Origin of the sequence: Catenulispora sp. GAS73, assembly GCF_041262085.1 — a bacterium.
In the GTDB taxonomy this organism is placed as follows: Bacteria; Actinomycetota; Actinomycetes; order Streptomycetales; family Catenulisporaceae; genus Catenulispora.
In genome coordinates, this window is record NZ_JBGCCM010000007.1 from 385,606 (window position 1) to 403,652 (window position 18,047).

Annotated in this window: 12 protein-coding genes and 1 pseudogene; 6 read left to right on the forward strand and 7 right to left on the reverse strand. The window is 70.1% G+C overall.

Features of this window, described 5'->3' with window-relative positions; translation table 11 throughout:
* Positions 1–188 precede the first annotated feature (188 nt).
* The gene (locus tag ABH935_RS13525) at positions 189–1,523 is read left to right on the forward strand and encodes an MFS transporter (RefSeq protein WP_370378207.1); all 1,335 of its coding nucleotides are present in this window, start codon (positions 189–191) and stop codon (positions 1,521–1,523) included.
* Between the two features lie 108 nt (positions 1,524–1,631).
* On the opposite strand, the gene ABH935_RS13530 is transcribed toward ABH935_RS13525, so the two are convergent.
* Complete coding sequence (locus ABH935_RS13530; protein WP_370378208.1) at positions 1,632–3,257, reverse strand: MBL fold metallo-hydrolase; 1,626 nt, start codon at positions 3,255–3,257, stop codon at positions 1,632–1,634.
* A 336-nt stretch (positions 3,258–3,593) separates the two neighbouring features.
* Between ABH935_RS13530 and ABH935_RS13535 the strand changes: the two genes are divergently transcribed.
* Positions 3,594–4,634, forward strand: coding sequence for a MupA/Atu3671 family FMN-dependent luciferase-like monooxygenase (locus ABH935_RS13535; protein ID WP_370378209.1), 1,041 nt, complete (start codon positions 3,594–3,596; stop codon positions 4,632–4,634).
* A gap of 132 nt (positions 4,635–4,766) precedes the next feature.
* Here ABH935_RS13535 and ABH935_RS13540 read toward each other — a convergent pair whose 3' ends face one another.
* On the reverse strand, positions 4,767–5,003 hold the full coding sequence (locus tag ABH935_RS13540) for an acyl carrier protein (RefSeq protein WP_370378210.1): 237 nt from the start codon (positions 5,001–5,003) through the stop codon (positions 4,767–4,769).
* A 261-nt stretch (positions 5,004–5,264) separates the two neighbouring features.
* On the opposite strand from ABH935_RS13540, the gene ABH935_RS13545 reads away from it, so the two are divergent.
* The 3 genes from ABH935_RS13545 to ABH935_RS13555 are packed head-to-tail and all read left to right on the forward strand — an operon-like array spanning position 5,265 to position 8,106.
* A complete protein-coding gene (locus ABH935_RS13545; protein ID WP_370378211.1) occupies positions 5,265–6,092 on the forward strand; it encodes a hypothetical protein in 828 nt (275 codons plus the stop codon).
* Positions 6,089–7,279, forward strand: coding sequence for a beta-ketoacyl synthase N-terminal-like domain-containing protein (locus ABH935_RS13550; RefSeq protein WP_370378212.1), 1,191 nt, complete (start codon positions 6,089–6,091; stop codon positions 7,277–7,279). The genes ABH935_RS13545 and ABH935_RS13550 overlap by 4 nt, the downstream gene beginning before the upstream one ends.
* The gene (locus tag ABH935_RS13555) at positions 7,276–8,106 is read left to right on the forward strand and encodes an enoyl-CoA hydratase/isomerase family protein (RefSeq protein ID WP_370378213.1); all 831 of its coding nucleotides are present in this window, start codon (positions 7,276–7,278) and stop codon (positions 8,104–8,106) included. Before ABH935_RS13550 ends, ABH935_RS13555 begins: the two co-directional genes overlap by 4 nt.
* 71 nt (positions 8,107–8,177) lie before the next feature.
* On the opposite strand, the gene ABH935_RS13560 is transcribed toward ABH935_RS13555, so the two are convergent.
* From ABH935_RS13560 to ABH935_RS13570, 3 genes are read right to left on the reverse strand one after another with little or no spacing between them, the layout of a single operon-like run.
* Entirely contained in the window at positions 8,178–10,769 is a 2,592-nt protein-coding gene (locus ABH935_RS13560; protein ID WP_370378214.1) for a type I polyketide synthase, read from the reverse strand.
* The gene (locus ABH935_RS13565) at positions 10,762–14,169 is read right to left on the reverse strand and encodes an amino acid adenylation domain-containing protein (RefSeq protein ID WP_370378215.1); all 3,408 of its coding nucleotides are present in this window, start codon (positions 14,167–14,169) and stop codon (positions 10,762–10,764) included. The genes ABH935_RS13560 and ABH935_RS13565 overlap by 8 nt, the downstream gene beginning before the upstream one ends.
* Positions 14,166–15,281 carry an acyltransferase domain-containing protein gene (locus tag ABH935_RS13570; RefSeq protein WP_370378216.1) on the reverse strand — a complete coding sequence of 372 codons (1,116 nt, stop codon included), beginning with the start codon at positions 15,279–15,281 and terminating at the stop codon, positions 14,166–14,168. The genes ABH935_RS13565 and ABH935_RS13570 overlap by 4 nt, the downstream gene beginning before the upstream one ends.
* Positions 15,282–16,159: 878 nt before the next feature.
* Here ABH935_RS13570 and ABH935_RS13575 point away from each other — a divergent pair.
* Complete coding sequence (locus ABH935_RS13575) at positions 16,160–16,852, forward strand: LmbU family transcriptional regulator (RefSeq protein WP_370378217.1); 693 nt, start codon at positions 16,160–16,162, stop codon at positions 16,850–16,852.
* On the opposite strand, the pseudogene ABH935_RS13580 reads toward ABH935_RS13575, so the two are convergent.
* Both ABH935_RS13580 and rpmB read right to left on the reverse strand, forming a co-directional pair.
* Positions 16,837–17,058: pseudogene (locus ABH935_RS13580) on the reverse strand (IS30 family transposase); the annotation flags it as partial. The gene ABH935_RS13575 and the pseudogene ABH935_RS13580 overlap by 16 nt on opposite strands.
* A 402-nt stretch (positions 17,059–17,460) precedes the next feature.
* On the reverse strand, positions 17,461–17,685 hold the full coding sequence (gene rpmB / locus ABH935_RS13585; RefSeq protein ID WP_370378218.1) for a 50S ribosomal protein L28: 225 nt from the start codon (positions 17,683–17,685) through the stop codon (positions 17,461–17,463).
* Between the last annotated feature and the right edge of the window lie 362 nt (positions 17,686–18,047).

Below are 18,047 nucleotides of genomic sequence, written 5' to 3' on the forward strand. Positions count from 1 at the left end.
GCGACCATCGGCATCGGCCGGCCCCGGTTGTCTGGTCCGCGGCCGGTCGGCTTCGCAATGCATTCCGGCGTTCGAGGCTCTCCTGAAGAATCTTCTGATCGACCGCACGCGGTACCATGGGGTTCGGCGTCCGGCTGCCTTTCCCACAGGTGTTGGACACCGGGTCAGCCCTTTGGCAGTGTGGGCACGTGATCGACATAGCCGGGGATGCGGTCCCGAAGAAGTCCCTGTGGCACAACCGAGATTTCATGTTCTTGTGGGGCGGGCAGACCACGAGCGGGCTCGGTTCGGCGGTCTCCTTCCTGGCGATCCCGCTCGCCGCCGTCGTCCTGCTCAAGTCCTCGACGATGGAAGTCGCGATCCTGTCCGGTCTCAGCGTGCTGCCGTACCTGCTGATCTCGCTGCCGGCCGGAGTCATCGTCGACCGCCTCGCCAAGCGCAAGCTGATGATGTGGTGCGATGTCGGCCGCTTCCTGCTGCTCGCCTCGATCCCCCTGGCCACGCTGCCGGGCCTGCACCTGACCTTCGCGCAGCTGCTGATCGTCTCGCTGCTCAGCGGGGTGCTGGCGGTCTTCTTCGAGATCGCCTACGTGAGCTACCTCCCGGTGCTGCTGGCCGGCGATGAGCTGATGGACGCCAACGGGAAGCTGGGGACGACGGCGTCGTTCGCGGAGTTCGCCGGGCCGTCGGTCGGCGGCGCGCTGGTCGGACTGCTCGGTGCGGCGCGGGCGATCGGCTTGGACGCGGCTTCGTACGCGGTGTCCGCCGTGTCGCTGCTGCTGATCCGGAAGCCCGAGCCGGCGCCGGAGCCGCGCGGCGAGGCCCAGAACATGAGGCGGCAGATCGCCGACGGGTTCGGGTTCGTCGTCAAGCACCCGATCCTGCGCAACGTGGCGTGCTGCATGAGCATGTTCAACTTCTTCGGCTCGATCATCGGCGCGGTGGAGATCGTCTTCCTGGTCCGGGTCCTGAAGGTCACGCCGGCGGGCGTCGGCCTCGCCTTCTCGGTATCGGCGGTCGGCGGCATGCTCGGCGGGCTGGTGGCCGAGCGCCTGTCGAAGCGGATCGGCAGCGCGCGGATCATCTGGGTCTCGGCGCTGGTCTTCAGCATCCCGACCTTCCTGCTGCCGATGGCGACGCCGGGGTGGGGCGTGGCGCTGTTCGTGGCCGGCACCTTCTTCTTCCTGCTCAGGGGCGTCGTCTTCAGCGTCGCGCAGGTCACCCATCGCCAGTCGGTCACGCCGCCGGAACTACAGGGCCGGGTGAACGCCAGCGTGCGCTTCATCACCTGGGGCTGGATGCCGGTCGGCACGGTCGTCGGCGGTGTGCTGGGCACGGCGATCGGGGTTCGCGAGACGCTGTGGGTCGCGGTGATCGGCTGCTGGTGCGCGGGATTCTGGGTGTTCTTCTCGCCCTTGCGGAAGACGCGAGACCTGGACCTGGACCTGATCGAGACGGGCCGGCCGGACGACTCGGCGGCGGAGGTCGGGCCCGAGGCCGACCCGGCCGCGGCGTTGGCCTGACCACCGGCCGACGAGTCCCGCGCAGGAGATCGATGAGCACCGCCTCTGCTGCCTCTGCCTCCGCTGCTGTAGCGGAGGCAGAGGCAGCAGAGGCAGAGGTATGGCGGCCTACCGCGACCGACCCTCCGTGGCCGGCCACTGGAACTCAGCCTTCTGATACAGCAGTTCCGAGCTGATGCCCCGCTCTTCGCAGATCTTCGAGAGCAGGCCGCTCTCCCGGACCTGTTCCGATTCGGGGTCGAACTCGCCGCCCGTGCGGTTCTTGAGCCAACTTTCGAGGCCCATCGCGTAGACGAAGACGCGGCGCGCTCGCGTCTGCACGGCGAGGGCGTCGGCCATCGAGGCGTCGGAACCGATCATGCGCCGGCTCTGGTTCTGCTGATGCGTCGGCAGGCTCCTCAGGATGGAGCCGTACAGCCAGCTCAGCGGGGCGCCGACGCATTCCAGGCCGATGAACAGCGCGTCCACCTCGCCGACGACCTCCGCCAACCTGTCGTAGAACGCGGGCTCCGGCAGAGCCACGTCGGTCGCGAACAGGAAGGTGCGGCCCAGGGCCCGGACCATCGGGACCATCTTCGTCCGGATGTCCAGGTCGGCGTGTTCCCCGACGAACGGGAGCGCGACCACTTCCATGTCCGGGCCGGCCGGTAGCGACTCCAGCTCGCCGAGCTCGTACACCCTGGGGAAGCCGAGCGCCTGCAGCATCATCTTCAAGCTCGGGTCCTGAATCGATCCGCCGGAGCTGCGGGGCACGATGATGTTCGTCGTCCGGCCACGCAGCTGGAGCAGGGCTTCCAGGGAGAAGTGGTCGGGGTGGGCGTGGCTGATGATCACCGCGTCGAGCTTCGCGGGGAGGTCGGCGATGGTGAAGTGGTCCGGACCGCCGTCACCTTCGTAGCCGATGAGCGGGTCCAGCAGTACTGCGCTTGAGCTGGTCTCGACCAGGACCGAGGCATGGCCGAAGTAGCGGGTCCGGACGGATCCCGGCTCGACGGTGTCATGAGGTGCCGGGGCGACGTCCGTGAAGAGGCTGGTGAACAGCGGCAGCGCTTCCGGGCCGAGCTCGAACCGGGCGGCGAGCTCCGACACGTCGACCGGCTCCGTTCGAGCGGCGAACAGGGCGTCCCAGTGCTCGGACGCGAACGGCAGGCTGATGTCGAGGCGCCCGGGGCGGGGCAGGATCGGGCTGCTGTAGAGGAACGGCTGTCCGATCTCCGGGGTCGCGGTGAACGACACGGCCTGCGCGTCGGGTTCGAATGCCGGCCCCCGGTACAGCAGTGCCTCGAAGAACCGCAGATGGGGTCGGTGCGCTGTGTCGTAGACCAGCTCGACGTATCCGCGCAGTGGCTCGGGGACGTCCGCGTAGAGCGAGTCCAATGAGCTGCCTGTCGCGCGCTCATCCAGCAGTACGAGCGCCTGGTCGATGGCGTCGGCCAGGTCCAGTCGCGGTCGGGCCCCGACAAGTGTGTCGGCCAGCAGCGCCTCGACTCCCGGCGGGCCGGCCGGGCCCGCGTCGATGTAGGGGGCACCGTACATGTCGGGATCGGCCACGGCCCGGGCATGCAGTTCGGGATCAGCGAGGTAGCTTTCCAAGCTCGGCAGCAGCTGGTTCCTGAAGGAGAGGCCGCCGGTGTGGGGGGCCAGCAGGAAGGGTGAGGCGTACCAGCGGTGAATCAGTGGTTGCGGTACGGCGCCGGCTCGTAGGAACGACATCCGGCCGCTGCGGGATTCCAATGTGTACCCCCATTGAGTTCTGTGTCGGCGAGTGAGCGTGCCGCATCAGCCAGCTTCCAACTCAACCCGGGTTCTGCACCAGACCGCCGCCGGAGGCCCGCGGGGCGCGGCGCCAGAATGTCCCGCGGACTGGTGACAACGGCCCCTGTCTCGCCGGCGAGACAGGATTCCGCACCCGATAGCGCCGGGGATCCCGGGAGCGCCACTGTTCGATTGAAGCCCGACGTCGAATGCGTTTAGGGTCGCGCATATTGTTCAAAACCCGCCACCGGCTCTCGGAACCGGGATCGCCGCACTCTCGCACGGGTCGCCGTGAAAAGCCAGGGAGAAGCACAGATGGACCTCAGCCTTTTCTACTTCGCGAATGACAGCGGCATCGCCGAGGAGGACCGGTACCGCCTGCTGCTCGACGGCGCCCGCTTCGCCGACCAGAACGGCTTCCGTGCGGTGTGGACCCCGGAGCGGCATTTCCACCCCTTCGGCGGGACGTATCCGAACCCCTCGGTGACCAGTGCGGCGATCGCCTCGATCACCGACCGCGTCAAGATCAGGGCCGGAAGCGTCGTGGCGCCGCTGCACCACCCGCTGCGGATCGCCGAGGAATGGTCGGTGGTGGACAACATCTCCCGGGGCCGCGTCGGGATCTCGTTCGCCTCCGGCTGGCACGCCACCGACTTCGCGCTGAATCCGGCGGCCTACGCCGACCGCCGGACCGAGATGTACGAGCGGGTCGAGCAGGTGCGGACGCTATGGCGCGGGAAGCCCGTCGAGGTCGCCGACGGCCGGGGGAATCCGACGGAGGTGCGCTCGTTCCCGCCGCCGGTGCAGGCCGAGCTCCCGGTGTGGATCAGCAGCGTCGGGGACGTGGAGACCTTCCGGAGCGCGGGCCGGATCGGCGCCGGGGTCCTCACCCACCTGCTCGGGCAGAGCGCCGATCAGCTGGCCGAGAAGATAGCCGCGTACCGGGAGGCCGCGGCCGAGCCCGCTCCGGACGGCTGGCCGGGCCATGTCGTGGTGATGGTCCACACGTTCCTCGGTGAGGACACCGAGGCCGTCCGAGAGCTGGTCCGACCCTCGCTGACGGACTACATGCGCAGCTCCCTCGGCCTCATTCTGGCGGCGGACCTCAGCACCGACAGCCTGGAACCGGACGAGATCGACATGCTGGTCGAGCGCTCCTTCGAGCACTACTTCGACAATGTGGGCCTGCTCGGCTCGGTCGGCAAGGGCGAGAAGGTGGTCGCGCGCCTCGCCGAGCTCGGAGTGGACGAGATCGCCTGCCTCATCGACTTCGGCCTGTCCACGGACGCGGTCCTGTCCGGCCTGACCTATCTCAAGAAGCTGAACGACCTGTGCGGCGGCGAGGCGGTCGCGTAGTGACGGCGTCGTCGCGGGCCGGCCGAGTGCCGGTCCGCGACGACGCCAGAGCACCGCTCGTGCCTCTCGCCGGCGAGAACAGACCCGGCCGGGGACGGGCTGTCGGCTCGCACCGGGCCGGCGGACGCGCTGTCAGATCCCGGCCCCGGCCGACAGGAGCTCGACCTGCTGCCACAGCTCGCCGAGAGTGGCGAACCGGTGGACGGCCTCGATCTCGATCCCGAACTCGGCCTCGACATTGACGATGATGTCCATCAGCGCGAGTGAATCGACGTCGAGGTCCGCTTCGAATCTCTGCGTCTCGTCGAGGACGGTGGATTCCGGAATCTCGCCGATCGACCTGATAATCCCCTCGAACTTCTGGTTCACGTGGCCACCCCTCGTAAAACTGCTACGACACCGCCGTAGGACCTGTCAGTCAATTGCCTCGTGAAGGCTAATCGCGTGGCCGATCAAGGAGCAAGGATTCGGTCCGGCATCGGCGGGTTCACCGGGCATTGACTCTTGATCGACGCCCTCCCTAGTTTGGGACATCCCGGCTCCGCATAAAGGAAGGCCAGCTGCCGTGCAAATAGCCACGCATTCAGCCAGACCCGCCGATCGGAGCGGGACGAGCTGCCAGGCCGCGCCGTGACCATCAGCTTCCGCCTGGACCAGGTGCGGATCTACGCCGCGGACCACCGGGACGGCGAGCGGTCGCTGCCGCCGGACGAGGACCTCGAAAGCGTGATCGGCAGCGCGGGCGATCGGTTCCGTGACTCGTTCACCCGCCTGTGCCTCTACGCGGCCCGCAGTTCCGACGCACACGCCGAGCGCTCGTGCGACACGGTGATCGTCGGCACCGAATACGGCAACGCCGAAGCCCTCGCCCGGCTGCAACGCGACGCGCCGCTTCTGGGCCGGCGTCTGTCACCCCAGGCCTTCCCGCAGGCGATCTCCGGCGCGGCGGCCGCCTCCGTCGCCATGGCCACCGGCGCCACCGGTGCCAACCTCACCCTCGGCGGGAACCTCCTGACCCCGGTCCTCGCGTTCTGGCAGGCGCACGCGACCTTGGACCGGTCGCCGGACTCCACGTGCCGGCTCCTCGTCGGAGACATGTACTCCGAGGAAGCGCGCGCGGACGCGCTGCGGCACCGGTCCGATCTGGCGTGTCGGTCCGGCATCGCGCACGCCGTGCTCGCCGCGGGCGAGGAGTTCTCAGCCGTCTTCGATTTCAGCCCCGCCACGCCGGCGGACTCGCCAGATCATCGTGTCCACGGCGCGGGTGCGGCGGACGGCGCGGAGCCGGCCGAGCGCAACGGGGCGTTCGCCCTGGGCCGGTTCCTGCGGCAGCTCCAGCAGCTTCCCGTCGGCGAGACGGCGGTCCTGGAGTGCCGGAAGTCGCCGACCCAACGTGCGGCAGTGCGCGTGACCCGCATGACCGACCACACTGCCGATCCCGGACGGAGCGAACGGTGAGCCCTTCCACTTCACGCATCTTCGTCACCGGGATGGGCGTCATCGCGCCGAGCGGTCTGGGCGTCGAGGCGTTCTGGCGCACGCTCTGCGCCGCCGAACCGTGCTTCACGGAGCTCAGCACGCTCTACGACGGCATGAAGCCCGGCGCACTCGGCGGCCGGGTCCCGGCCGCGGCGGCCGAGGCGGCCCAGACCCGGGCCCGGCAGGCCGGCGTCCACTTCGCGGGCCCCGCCGCCGCCTACGCCGTCACCTGCGCGCTGGACGCGCTCGCCGACGCGGGGCTGGCCCCCGGTGACCCGCTGCTGAGCTCGGCCATGGTGTGCGTCGGAACCAGCGACGGCCAGGCCGACCAGTTCGAGGCCGTCGTCGCCGAGGACGGGGACTCGCAGGACGCGAGGATCTCCAGCTACTCGATCGCCGAAGCCGTCGCCCTCGCCGTGCGGACCTCGGGCCCGGCGTTCGTCGTGCAGAACACCTGCGCCTCGGCCAACGTCGCCCTGTCCTGCGGGGTGGACATGATCCGGGCCGGCGTCTGCGACGTCGCCGTGGTCGGCGGCGCGGACGCCTACTCGATGAAGAACATCATCGGGTTCAACAGCCTCCAGGCCATCGGTCCCGATCCGTGCCGCCCGTTCGCCTCCGGGCGCCGATACGTGACCCCGTCCGAGGGCGCGGGAATCCTGGTACTGCAGAGCGAGCGGTCGCTGCGTGAAGGACTGACGCCGTGGGCGGAACTCCTGTCCGTCGCCGTCGGCAACGACGCGAGTCACCCCACCGCGCTCAACCCCGAGCGCGTGGCGGCCTGCCACGACGCCGCCCTGGCCCGGGCCGGGATCCGCCACGAGGACGTCGACGTCGTCTACGCGCACGGAACCGGCAGCGCCGTCAACGACGAGGTGGAAGGAAAGCTCCTCGCCTCCCGCTACCCCCGGGCCGCGGTCACCGCGATCAAGGGCACGGTCGGACACCTCATGGGCGCGGCCGGCGCGGCCGGGGCGGTCGCCTCCTGCCTCACTGTCCGCCACGGCATGATCCCGCCGACCGCGACCCACGCCGACCAGGTCGAGTTCGGCCTGGACCTGGTCACCGGGGCCGTCCGCACCGCCGACGTCCGCCACGTCCAGAACAACGCCTTCGGCTTCGGCGGGAACAACGCGATCAGCGTCTTCCGTGCGGTCCGGCCGTGACAGCGGCCGTCGACGACCCCACCGGTCCGGACGATCCGCCGTTGGGGGACGCCTCCCCCCTGCGCCTGTCCTTCGACGGCCCGCTCGCCGTGCTGACCATCGACCGGCCCCCGGAGAACGTCTTCGACCGCACCATGCTCGACTGCTGGCGCCGCGCGACCGACTGGGTCACGAGGAACCCGCCGCGGGCGTTGCTGATCAACGCCCGCGGCCGGGTGGTCAGCACCGGACTCGACGTCACGATCCTCGACGAGCTGGCGCAGCACGGCGCGGAAGAGTTCTGGGCCGAGCAGCTGGGCACCATCAGGGCGCTGGAGGCACTGCCGTGTCCGACGGTCTTCGCCGCGCACGGACTGACCCTCACCGCCGCCTTCGAGATCGCCCTGGCCTGTGATTTCCTCCTCGCCGCGAAGACCGCCCGGTTCGGCCTCGTCGAGCGCCGCGTCGCGTTCATCCCGTCCATGGGCGGCGTCCAGCGACTGGCCGCGCGCGCCGGGCTCAACCGCGCCGCCCAGCTGGTGATGACCGGTGACTTCTACCGCGCGAGCACGCTCGCCGACTGGGGAGTGGTCGACTCACTGTTCGATGCGGCGTCGTTCGCCGAGCAGGCGCGCGCCTTCGCGATGCGGCTCGCGCACGGCCCCACCCGGGCGCACGCCGCGACCAAGCAGGTGCTGGCCGCGGTGCGGGACGGCGGGGTCGCGGCGGCCGACGCCGTGCTGCCGCGGATCAGCGGGGAGGTGGCCCGGACCGAGGATCACCGCCGCGCCGTCGAGGCGTTCCTCGCTCAGGGGCCGCTGCACGAGACGGACTACTTCGGACGCTGACACGGGTTCGGGCTCGGCTCGGGCTCTGCGGCCGGAACGGTTCTCCGCCGGCCGCAGAGCCGGAGCCCGTGTCAGGAGACTCCGGTCAGGCGGGCCGCGAGGCGGTCGATGGTCGGGTTCCGCAATAGTTCGATCGTCGGCAGTGACACGCCGAACTCGGTCTCGATCCGCCGCGCCAGCCGTACCGCCAGCAGGGAGTCGTCGCTGATGTCGAAGATGCTCCGGTCGTAGCGGTCGACCTCGGTGCGCAGCACCTCGGACCACAGCCTGGCCAGCACCCGCTTCAGCTCCTCGCCGTCGGGGTGTTCGCCGTCGGGGTGTTCGGCGGCGGTGGCCCCGAACCTTGCCGGTTCCGGTTCCGGGTCCGGCTCGTCCAGCCGGAGCCGGCCACGGTTCATCGGATGCACCGGCAGCGGAACCCGGCAGGGCTCGCCGCCGAACCAGTCCGACCAGTCCACCGGCACGCCCGCGGTCCACAACCGGCCCGCGTCACGGAGCAGCCGCGTCACCGGCGAGGAAAGCGGGTCCACGGCCAGACCGAACTCCTCGGACCATCCGTCGGGCACGGCTCCGATGGCGACCGGTATCGCCCCGTCCGACACCCGGCTCGTGAAGGCCTCGGCCAGCCGGCCGCCCTCCCAGACGTCGCGGGTCCAGTGCAGGGGATCCAGCGCCCGGGACTCCGGCAGTTCGCCGCCGACGACGGCCGACAGGATCGGGACCCGCGGGCTCCGCGGCCGCACGACCGGCGGCTCGTCGAGCAGCCCGGCCCGCCAGGACAGCAGCGCCAGCGTCTCGGCCTCGTCGAGGACTCCGCTGTAGCAGGCCGCGAAGACCTCACCGGTGCCCGCGCCGCCGACCGCCTCGGGCCGGGCTCCGGACCGGGCCCACAGCCCGGCCATCGTCTGGGCGGCGGTCACCCGGGCCGCCAGCGGATTCTCGGCACAGGTCACGGCGTCGTCGATCGTCTGTTGCACGATGGCGGCGACGGCGGGTACCTGCCCGGCCAGCTCCCGGAAGTCCGCGACCTCGACCTCGCCGAACAGGAACAACACCGCCGGGGCGGTCTGGGCCGCCGGTACGGTCGCGACCGTTCCGGCGGCGACGGCGCGCAGCCCGGCCGCCGCGGCGGTGTGGTCGCCCGCGACGACGGTCTGGCGGTACGCGAAGCCGCGCCGCCCGGCCCGCAACGTGTGGGCCACGTCGGCGAGGTCGGGCGCGTCCGGCCGGTCCACCGCGTCGGCCAGCCGACCGGCCAGCTCGCGCAGCGCACCGTCGCTCTTGGCACTCACCGCGAGCAGCCGCGGGCCGTCGGCCGGTGCCGTCCGGCCAGGCTGCGGGGGCGCCTCCTCCAGGACGACGTGGGCGTTGGTGCCGCCGATGCCGAACGAGCTGACCGCGGCCCGCCGCGGGGTCGGGCCCACCGGCCAGGGCGTCGGCCCGGTGTCGATGCGAAACGGGCTGCCGGCCAGGTCGATCTGCGGATTCGGCCGCGTGAAAGCCGGGTGGCCGGGGATCTCCGCGTGCTGCAGGGCCAGCACCGCCTTGATGAACCCGGTGACCCCCGCCGCGGCGGCCAGATGCCCGACGTTCGCCTTCACCGAGCCCAGCGCGCACCGCCCCACCTCCGCGCCGCCGTCGAAGAAGGCGTCGCTCAGCGCTGCGAACTCGATCGGGTCGCCCAGCGCCGTCGCGGTCCCGTGCGCCTCGACGAGCGTGATCGTGGCGCTGTCCACCCCGGCGACCGCGTGCGCCTCGCCGATCACCGCCCGCTGCCCCGCGTACCCCGGGGCGGTGAAGCCGATCTTGTCGGATCCGTCGTTGTTGACGGCGGAGCCCTTCACCACGGCGAGGATCTGATCGCCGTCCTCGACGGCCTCGGCCAGCCGCTTCAGTGCGACCATGCCGACCCCGTCGCCGAACGTGGTGCCCGCGGCGGCGGCGTCGAACGGACGGCACCGCCCGTCCGGGGAGAACATCATCCCCTCGGTGAACACATAGCCCGGAAGGCTATTGACGATCACTGAGACGCCGCCGGCCAGCGCGATGTCGCACTCCCCCGCGATCAGGCTTTGCACGGCCACGTGCACCGCGACCAACGACGTCGAGCAGCCGGTCTGCACGTTGACACTCGGTCCCGTCAGGCCCAGCTTGTAGGAGATCCGGGTGGTCAGGTAGTCCTTGTCGTTGCCGAGCATGATCTCGGTGCCGTCGAAGCTGAGCGGGTCGCAGGCCCGGGCCACGACGTTCGTCAGGTACGTGTTCATCGACGCGCCGGCGAACACCCCCACGGCCTGATCCCCGGCACCCGCCGAGTAGCCGACCGTCTCAAGCAGCTCCCACGCGACCTCCAGCAGGATCCGCTGCTGCGGATCCAGTAGCCGCCCCTCGCGCCGGGTGTAGCCGAAGAACTCGGGGTCGAAGTCGAACGCGTCGGGCAGGAAAGCGGATCGCCGGACATAACGCGGATCATGCGACACCCGCTCAGGCACCCCGGCGGCGGCGAGCTCGGCATCACTGAACGTGGTCAGCAGATCGTCCCCGGCCAGCAGCCGGCTCCAGAACCGGTCCAGGTCGGGCGCGCCGGGGAACCGGCCGCGCATCCCGATCACCGCCACGTCGTTCGCCCGGTCCGGCAGGGCGGGCACATCCTCGTCAGGCATTCTCGTCTCCCCCAGCGTTCGGAACGCTTCGCCCGCGGGCGCGCAGGCGCGCGTTGCGGACCGTGTCGTGCACCGGTTGGGCCCGCCTGTTCGGCGTGCGGTCACGATCGGCGCCGCCGGCCGGCGCGGCCGGCGCGGCGGGGACCCGCCCGAGACGCGCGGCCAGGCTGGCCACCGTCGGATAGCGGAACAGTTCGGAGACCTTCAGCGACGGGTCCGCGGCATCCCCGGCGAGCAGCTGCTGGTGGACCTGCATCAGCAACATGGACGTGCCGCCGAGGTCGAAGAAGTTGTCCTCGCGCCCGATGCCCGGCCGCCGCAGGACCTGCTGCCAGACCGCCGCGACCCGGCGCTCGTGGGCGCTCAGCGTCACGACCAGACCCGGTTCGGTCCGCGCGACCGCGTTCGCGAACTGCCCGGCGAGCTGCGCGCGGTCCACTTTCTGGCTGGCGTTCAGGGGGAACGTGTCGAAGAAGCCGATCGCGGTCGGCACCATGTACGGCGGCAGCGACGAGCGCAGCTCGGCCTTCAGGTCCGTCTCGGTCAGCTGCCGCCCCGGTTCGGGGATGACGCAGGCGACCAGTCGGCGGTCGGCGACCCCCTTGCCGACTACCAGCGCCGAGGACCTGCGGACGCCGGGCACCGCGTCGAGCCGGGCTTCCACTTCCTCCAGCTCGATCCGGAACCCGCTGATCTTCACCTGGTTGTCGACGCGGCCGAGGATCTCCAGCCGCCCCTGGGAGTTCACCCGGGCCAGGTCGCCGGTGCGGTACAGCCGGCCCCGGGGTTCGAGGGGACTGTCCAGGAAGCGTTCCTTCGTCAGCTGCGGCCGGTTCACGTACCCTCGGGCGACGCACTGCCCGCCGATGTACAGCTCTCCGGTGAACTCCGGCGGCACGGGCCGGAGGTGTTCGTCGAGCACGTGGGCCCGGGCGTTAGCCAGTGGGAGGCCGACGGGAACGCCGGTGCCCGTGCAGTCCTCCGCCCGGACCGCCTGGGCGGTGACCCAGACCGTGGTCTCGGCCGGGCCGTACATGTTCCACAGCGTGCCGCACCACTCGCGGGCGGTCCGGGCCAGCGGCGCGGGCAGCGGCTCGCCGCAGGAGAAGACATGCCGTAGCGCAAGGCCCTGCGGACCGTTCTGCCGCACCGCGGCTGCGAGGCCGTGCAGTGCCGACGGGGTCTGGACGATGTGCGTGACCTGTTCCTCGACGAGCAGCGCGTGGAAGAGGTCGGGCGACCGGGCCGCGGTCGACGGCACGACGACCAGGCGCGCTCCGGCGAGCAGGGTGCCCCACACCTCCCAGACCGACAGGTCGAAGCCGGTCGAGTGGAAGAGCGCCCCGACCGCGGTCTCGTCCATGACGACGTGCTCCGGCATCGCGTCGATCAGGCTCAGCACGTTGCCGTGCTCGACGTCGATCCCCTTGGGCGTCCCGGTCGAGCCGGAGGTGTAGACGGTGTAGGCCACGTCGCCGGCACCCGGCAGGGCGCCGGGTTCGTCGGGTGCGCCGCGTTCGCCGGCCGGCGGCAGCTCGGTCTCCGCCATGACCAGGACCGGCACCGCGGCATCGGCCTCGGCCAGCATGCCGGCCAGGCCCGGCTCGGTGAGCACCACCCGCGCCTGGCTGTCCTCGATCACCAGCCGGCACCGGGCCGCGGGATAGGACGAGTCCAGGACCACGTAGGCCGCGCCGGTCCGCTGGACCGCGACGATGGCGAGCACCGTGTCGATGGAGGGTTCCAGCAGGAGAGCGACCCGGCTGCCCGGCCCGACGCCCTCGGCCCGCAGCCGAGCCGCCCAGCGGCCGGCGAGGTCGTCGAGCTCGGCGTAGGTGAGCCGGTCGCCGTCGCAGGACACGGCCACGCGATCAGCGTGCTGCGCCGCGGTCCTGCGGAACCGGACCGCCAGACTGTCGTCCGGCGCGACGGACACCGACGCGGCGTGCCGATCGGCGCCGCCTTCAGCCTCGGTGTGGAGCGGCAGATCCGCCACACTCCGGCCCGGACCGTCGATCGCGGCCCGCAGCAGCGTCAGGTAGTGCTCGGTCATCCGCCGGGCGGCAGCGGTGGAGAAGACGGCCTTGTGATGCTTGAGCACCCCGACGAGCCGGTTCCCGTCGTGGACCACCTCCAGGACGAGTTCAAGCTGGTCGTCCTGCTGGTCCAGCGGGAACGGCACCGCGGTCAGCCCGGCCCAGGCGACCGGCGCCGCACCCTCGTCGGCCGCGTACAGGCCGGCGTGCGCCGGATACCGGGTGGGCTTGTGGTAGCCGAACATCGTCTGGAAGATCGGGTTCCGGTCACCCACCCGACGCGGAGCCAGTTCGCCGACCAGCAGCTCGAACGGATAGCCCTGGTGTTCCAGCGCCTCCAGGACGGTCTGGCGGGTCCGGCCGAGCTGTTCCCGGAAGGAGTCGGCGCCGCTCAGGTCGGCGCGCAGCACGACCGGGTTGACGAAGTTCCCGACGCACTCGGCCAGCGTCCGGTCGGTCCGGCCGGCGACCGGGGCCCCGATCAGCACATCGTTCTGTCCGGTGTAGCGGCTGACAAGGACCTGGAAGGCCGTCAGCAGCACCACGAAAGGCGTGACCCCCTCTTGCTTGGCCAGCGCGACCACATCGTGGGCGAGCCCGGCGGGGAAGGGAAACCGGATCGTTCCGCCCTCGACGGCGTCCGCCGGGTCGAGGTCGAACCGGGGCCACTCGGTCGGCGCCAGTCGGCCGGAGAGCCGGGAGTGCCAGTAAGTGCGGGCCCTGTCGCCCTTGGACCCGGCGATCAGCCGGCTCTGGTGCGCGACGAAGTCGCTGTACGGGACGTTGCGTGCCGGGAGCTCCGCGGGGCGGCGTTCGGCGTCCGCGAGGTAGAGCTGCTCAAGTTCGGCCACGATGATGCCCAGCGACCAGAAGTCGCACACCACGTGGTGCAGGGCCAGCAGGACGACGGCCTCTCCGGGCGCCACCTGGTAGACCCGGACCCGGAACAGCGGACCGGTCGCGAGGTCGAACGTTTCGCGGTGGGCCGTCCGTACCGCCGTGTCGAGCTGCCCCGCGGTCCATGCCCGGGCGTCCAGCTCGGCGAAGTCGGGTTCCAGCCAGCCGCGCACGGTCTGGTGCCCCGCGGTGTCGTCCGGGCCGCCGGTGCCCACCCGGCTGAAGGTGGTGCGCAGCGCCGAATGCCGGCCGACAAGCGACCGGACCGCGCGGTGAAGCCCGGCGGAGTCGAGTCCGCCGGTGAACCGGGCGGTGAAGGCGACGTTGTAGGACGCACTGTCCGGGTTGATCTGGTGCAGCATCAGCAGCGAGCGCTGCGCGTACGAGAGCGGATACTCGGTCCGCGCCTGGCCGGCCCGCGACCGGAGCGTCTCCTCCAGCCGCGTCCGAATGTCGTGGTCGGTCATGACAATCGCCTCTCGGTCGATCCGGCGGCGTCGTGGTGGTCCAGCCAGGGCAGGAGGGCCTCGATCTGGTCCTGGGTCATGGAGTGGAACGCGGCCAGCAACCGTTCCGCCGCTTCGGGGGAGAACGGATCCGCGGCCGGGACGCCGGCCCGTCGCAGCCGGTCCAGGTGTTCCAGGACCGTGGCCGGATCCGGGTTCCGGTCGGACAGGCCCGGCAACCAGAGCTCGACACCGTCGGACCGGGCGCGGCGGCCCGAGGCGGTGAGCGTCCGGCCGGGTCCCGCCTCCAGGAAGACCGTGCAGCCGCTGTCGAGCAACTGGCGCAGGCCCGACAGGAACCGGACCGGCGAGACGAGTTGACGGCCCCAGTACTCCGGGCCGAGATCCCCGGCGGCGGCCCACGCGCCGGTGAGGTTCAACGCCAGCGGCACGGCGGGCGGGTGGTGGGTGATCCGGCGCGCGGCCGCCACCAGGGCCGGGACCGCGGGGGCGACCAGCGGCGAGTGGAAGGCGTGCGTGGTCTCCAGCGGGATGGTCGGCCAGCGCCGCTGCCCGAACGCGCTCGCCAGATCACGCATCGCGGCGTCCGTGCCCGAGACGGTGACGCGGTCCGGCGCGTTGTAGGCGGCCACCGTCGCCGCGTCGCCCTGGGCCGCGACGAGTTGCTCCAGCTCTGTCGGATCGGGGCAGCCCACGGCGACCATCCGGCCGGCACCGGGCACGGCCGCGAAGGCTCGACCGCGCGCGCTCACCAGCTCCAGCCCCTCCTCAACGCCGAACACTCCCCCGACGCAGGCGGCTGCGTACTCGCCGAGGCTGTGGCCGATCACCGCGTCCGGCGTCACGCCGCACGCGGCCCAGAACTCCGCCAGTGCCACCTGCAGGAGGAAGACGGCCGGCTGGAGCAGCTCGGCACGCCTCTGGGCCGCCGCGTCGGCGAACACGTCGAGCGGGCCGACGCCGGTGAGGCGGCGGAAGGCGTCCGCCGACCGGTCGATCGCCGCGCGGAACGCCGGCTGCTCGCGGTAGAGCTCGACACCCATGCCGGGGTATTCGGAGCTCTGTCCGGGGAACAGAAAACCGATCCGAGGCTTGCTCCCGGTCGCTGTCATGGGGCTGGCACGCCTGCCATCCGCCCGGGCTTGGTTCGGGACGACCTTGTCGGACGCGATGGCGGTCCAGCGCGTCTTCCTGTCCAGCGCTCCGGGCACGAAGAAACCCCCGCCGATCTGTTCTGTCTGCTTTGTCGCCGGAAAATCAGTCTTCTGAGTTCACGGAGTGACCCCGCGAAAACTGCTCGTGTTCAGGTGCGCGGCATCCCCACGCGGCCCGACCGTGAAGGACCGTAACCGGCGTCGCCATCCTCGCGCAGCGTCGACGACCTTGGCCAGTTCGCGCCGGATCCGCCGGAGGCGGCTCGCGTACCGGCTCGACCGGCTCGAAAGCGTCCGCTCGCTGACCTCGATACCTGGGCCGACCTGGGGAAGATCTGTGCCGGCTGCATCGGTCTGTGTCTCGCCGGCGAGACAGCGGCGACGTCGCCACGGGATGAGGCAATGATCAATACACTCGTGTTTCGCGCCGGCTAAATCTTGCGGCGATGACAGAACGACCTCGTGGATCGCGAACACGCAGACGATCACCAAGAGTGCAAGAGACGCAAATACGTGTCGAGGTTGCGTAAATCCACGGACTGTCGTCCAGGGGCGGTTCGATCTCTCCGGCGGCGGACGTCGGAAGGCTCTCAAAATGCTGTGACACAGCTCCGCAATCCTCGCCGAGGCCGAGGCCGATCGCGAGCATCGCCGGTCACGCGACCGGCGCCGGAACCTCCTGCCGTGTCCGCGCCGGGGTCGACGTTCAGACCGAGCGTCGCGGGTCCCGGGGCCGATACGGTTACCGCGTAAGAACAGCGTGTTGCACACCCACGGGGGTAACGTTGCGTACCTATTCAACTGCTGAACGTCCACACCGAACAGAGATGCCGCCCGTGAAGGCGGCTCCGGACGCACCGCACGGCGTCGCCGGCGGCCGGCAGCTGATTGGCCCGGGTATCCAGGTTCACAGGTCAGGTTTGTTGTTCATGTCCAGACAGACATTGGACATGTGGGAACAGATGGGTAACAGGCTCTTCGCCTTCGCAGATTCCTCAACCTGGTGGATAGCCGATTGGCTGGTCTACGGCGAGTCCACATTCCAGGACCGATATGAGGAGGCAATCAAGCAGACATCACTGAGCTACCAGACTCTCCGCAACTATACCTGGGTGGCCCGCAGGTTCCCACTGTCCCGCCGACGACCGGGGCTGAGCTTCAGCCACCACCTGGAGGTCGTGGCCCTGGATCAGCCGGAGCAGGACTACTGGCTGCGCAAGGCCGAAGAGCTGGGCTGGAGCCGGAACAAGCTGCGCGCCGAAGTCCGGGCCAGCCTGCTCACCAGACAGAGTGATCCAGCCATTTCCACCACCGAGAATCCCCCTACCACGGACGGCGACGACACCACCGCCGAATCCACTCCGGCACCAGCCGACGGCAGCGCGACCCTGACGTTCGAAACACGCCTCCTGCGCATCGAGCTCTCCGCCGAGGACCTGACCCAACTCGAGAAGGCCGCCAGCCGAGACAACGAGACGCTCGAAACGTGGGCCGCGGCGATGCTGCAAGCCGCCGCTCGCGCGTCCTGAACCGCGGCGAGCAGTTTATGCAGGCGCTCGGCTGGGGTTTCCCAGCCGAGCGTTTTGCGCGGGCGGCTGTTGAGCCGCTCAACGACGATGGCCAGGTGCTCGGGGAAGTATTGTCGCAGCCAGGGACTGGCGCGCCCGCAGAAGGAGACCGGGACGCCGATATCGCGGGTGAGGCTGCGGCTGCTGCGTTCGCCCAAGGCGGCGATGGCGGAGCGCGACTTGCGGCCTACGATGAGGCGCGTTCCCAGCGGCCTGCGACAGTTCGGCTGGCCGCCTCGATGGGCCGCTCGACGCGCTACTACCCGTTGCGCCATCGTTATGCCCGAGGCCGACGCGGCTCTCGCCCGGACCTGGAATCCACCCGGTGTGTATAGCGGCCCGGGTATACCGACACAAAAGCTGCCAGCTCGACAACCGGGCTAGCAGCAGAAAATACTGTCCGATCCCATCCCAGATACTTCCCAGATGGGATCAAGAACTGTATTGAACCTCGACCGCCAAGGCCATGGCAAAGCTCTCAATGACACTTTACTAGCTGTAATATGAATGCTTCTTGTCGACAGTGGCGAACCAAACCCACGACATGACCAGTCGGCGCCTGAACGGTACTACTTCGCTGCGAGCTGCAGGACCTTGCCCTTTTTGATGCACGAGGTGCAAGCGTTCAGCCGCTTCGGCGTGCCGCTCACCGTGGCCCGAACACGCTGAATGTTCGGCCGGAACATCCTTGAGGACTTTCCCTTGATGCGCCGATGCATAGCATTCGTACCCAGCCGCGCAACCGTCTTGCCGAAACTCGGCTCCTTGCCACAAACATCACAACGAGCAGACACCAGAGAGCTCCTTCAACCATCCACGATGACATGCGCCATCACGCCGACAACTCAGATTACCACAGGGCTTCTTGCACTAAGCGCCGGCACGGAGCAGGACTGCTGCTGACCTCGGCCCGGCTGCCAGACGCACGCCTTCACGGCGTGACCGCGATGCTTGGCCAGACCGTGTCTGCCAGGCCAGGAACGCCCGCCGGCGGGGCTGTCTGGACTGCCGTCCGATCGGCTACGAACCGTCAGGCACTTTACGCAAGACGTAGATCCTCGGGTTACGTCCTGGGACGTGGTGTATCGGTTAGCTCTGATGGGCGTATCGCCGATAGTTGAGGCGGTCATCGGGTGATCCTTCGAGATGGATTGAT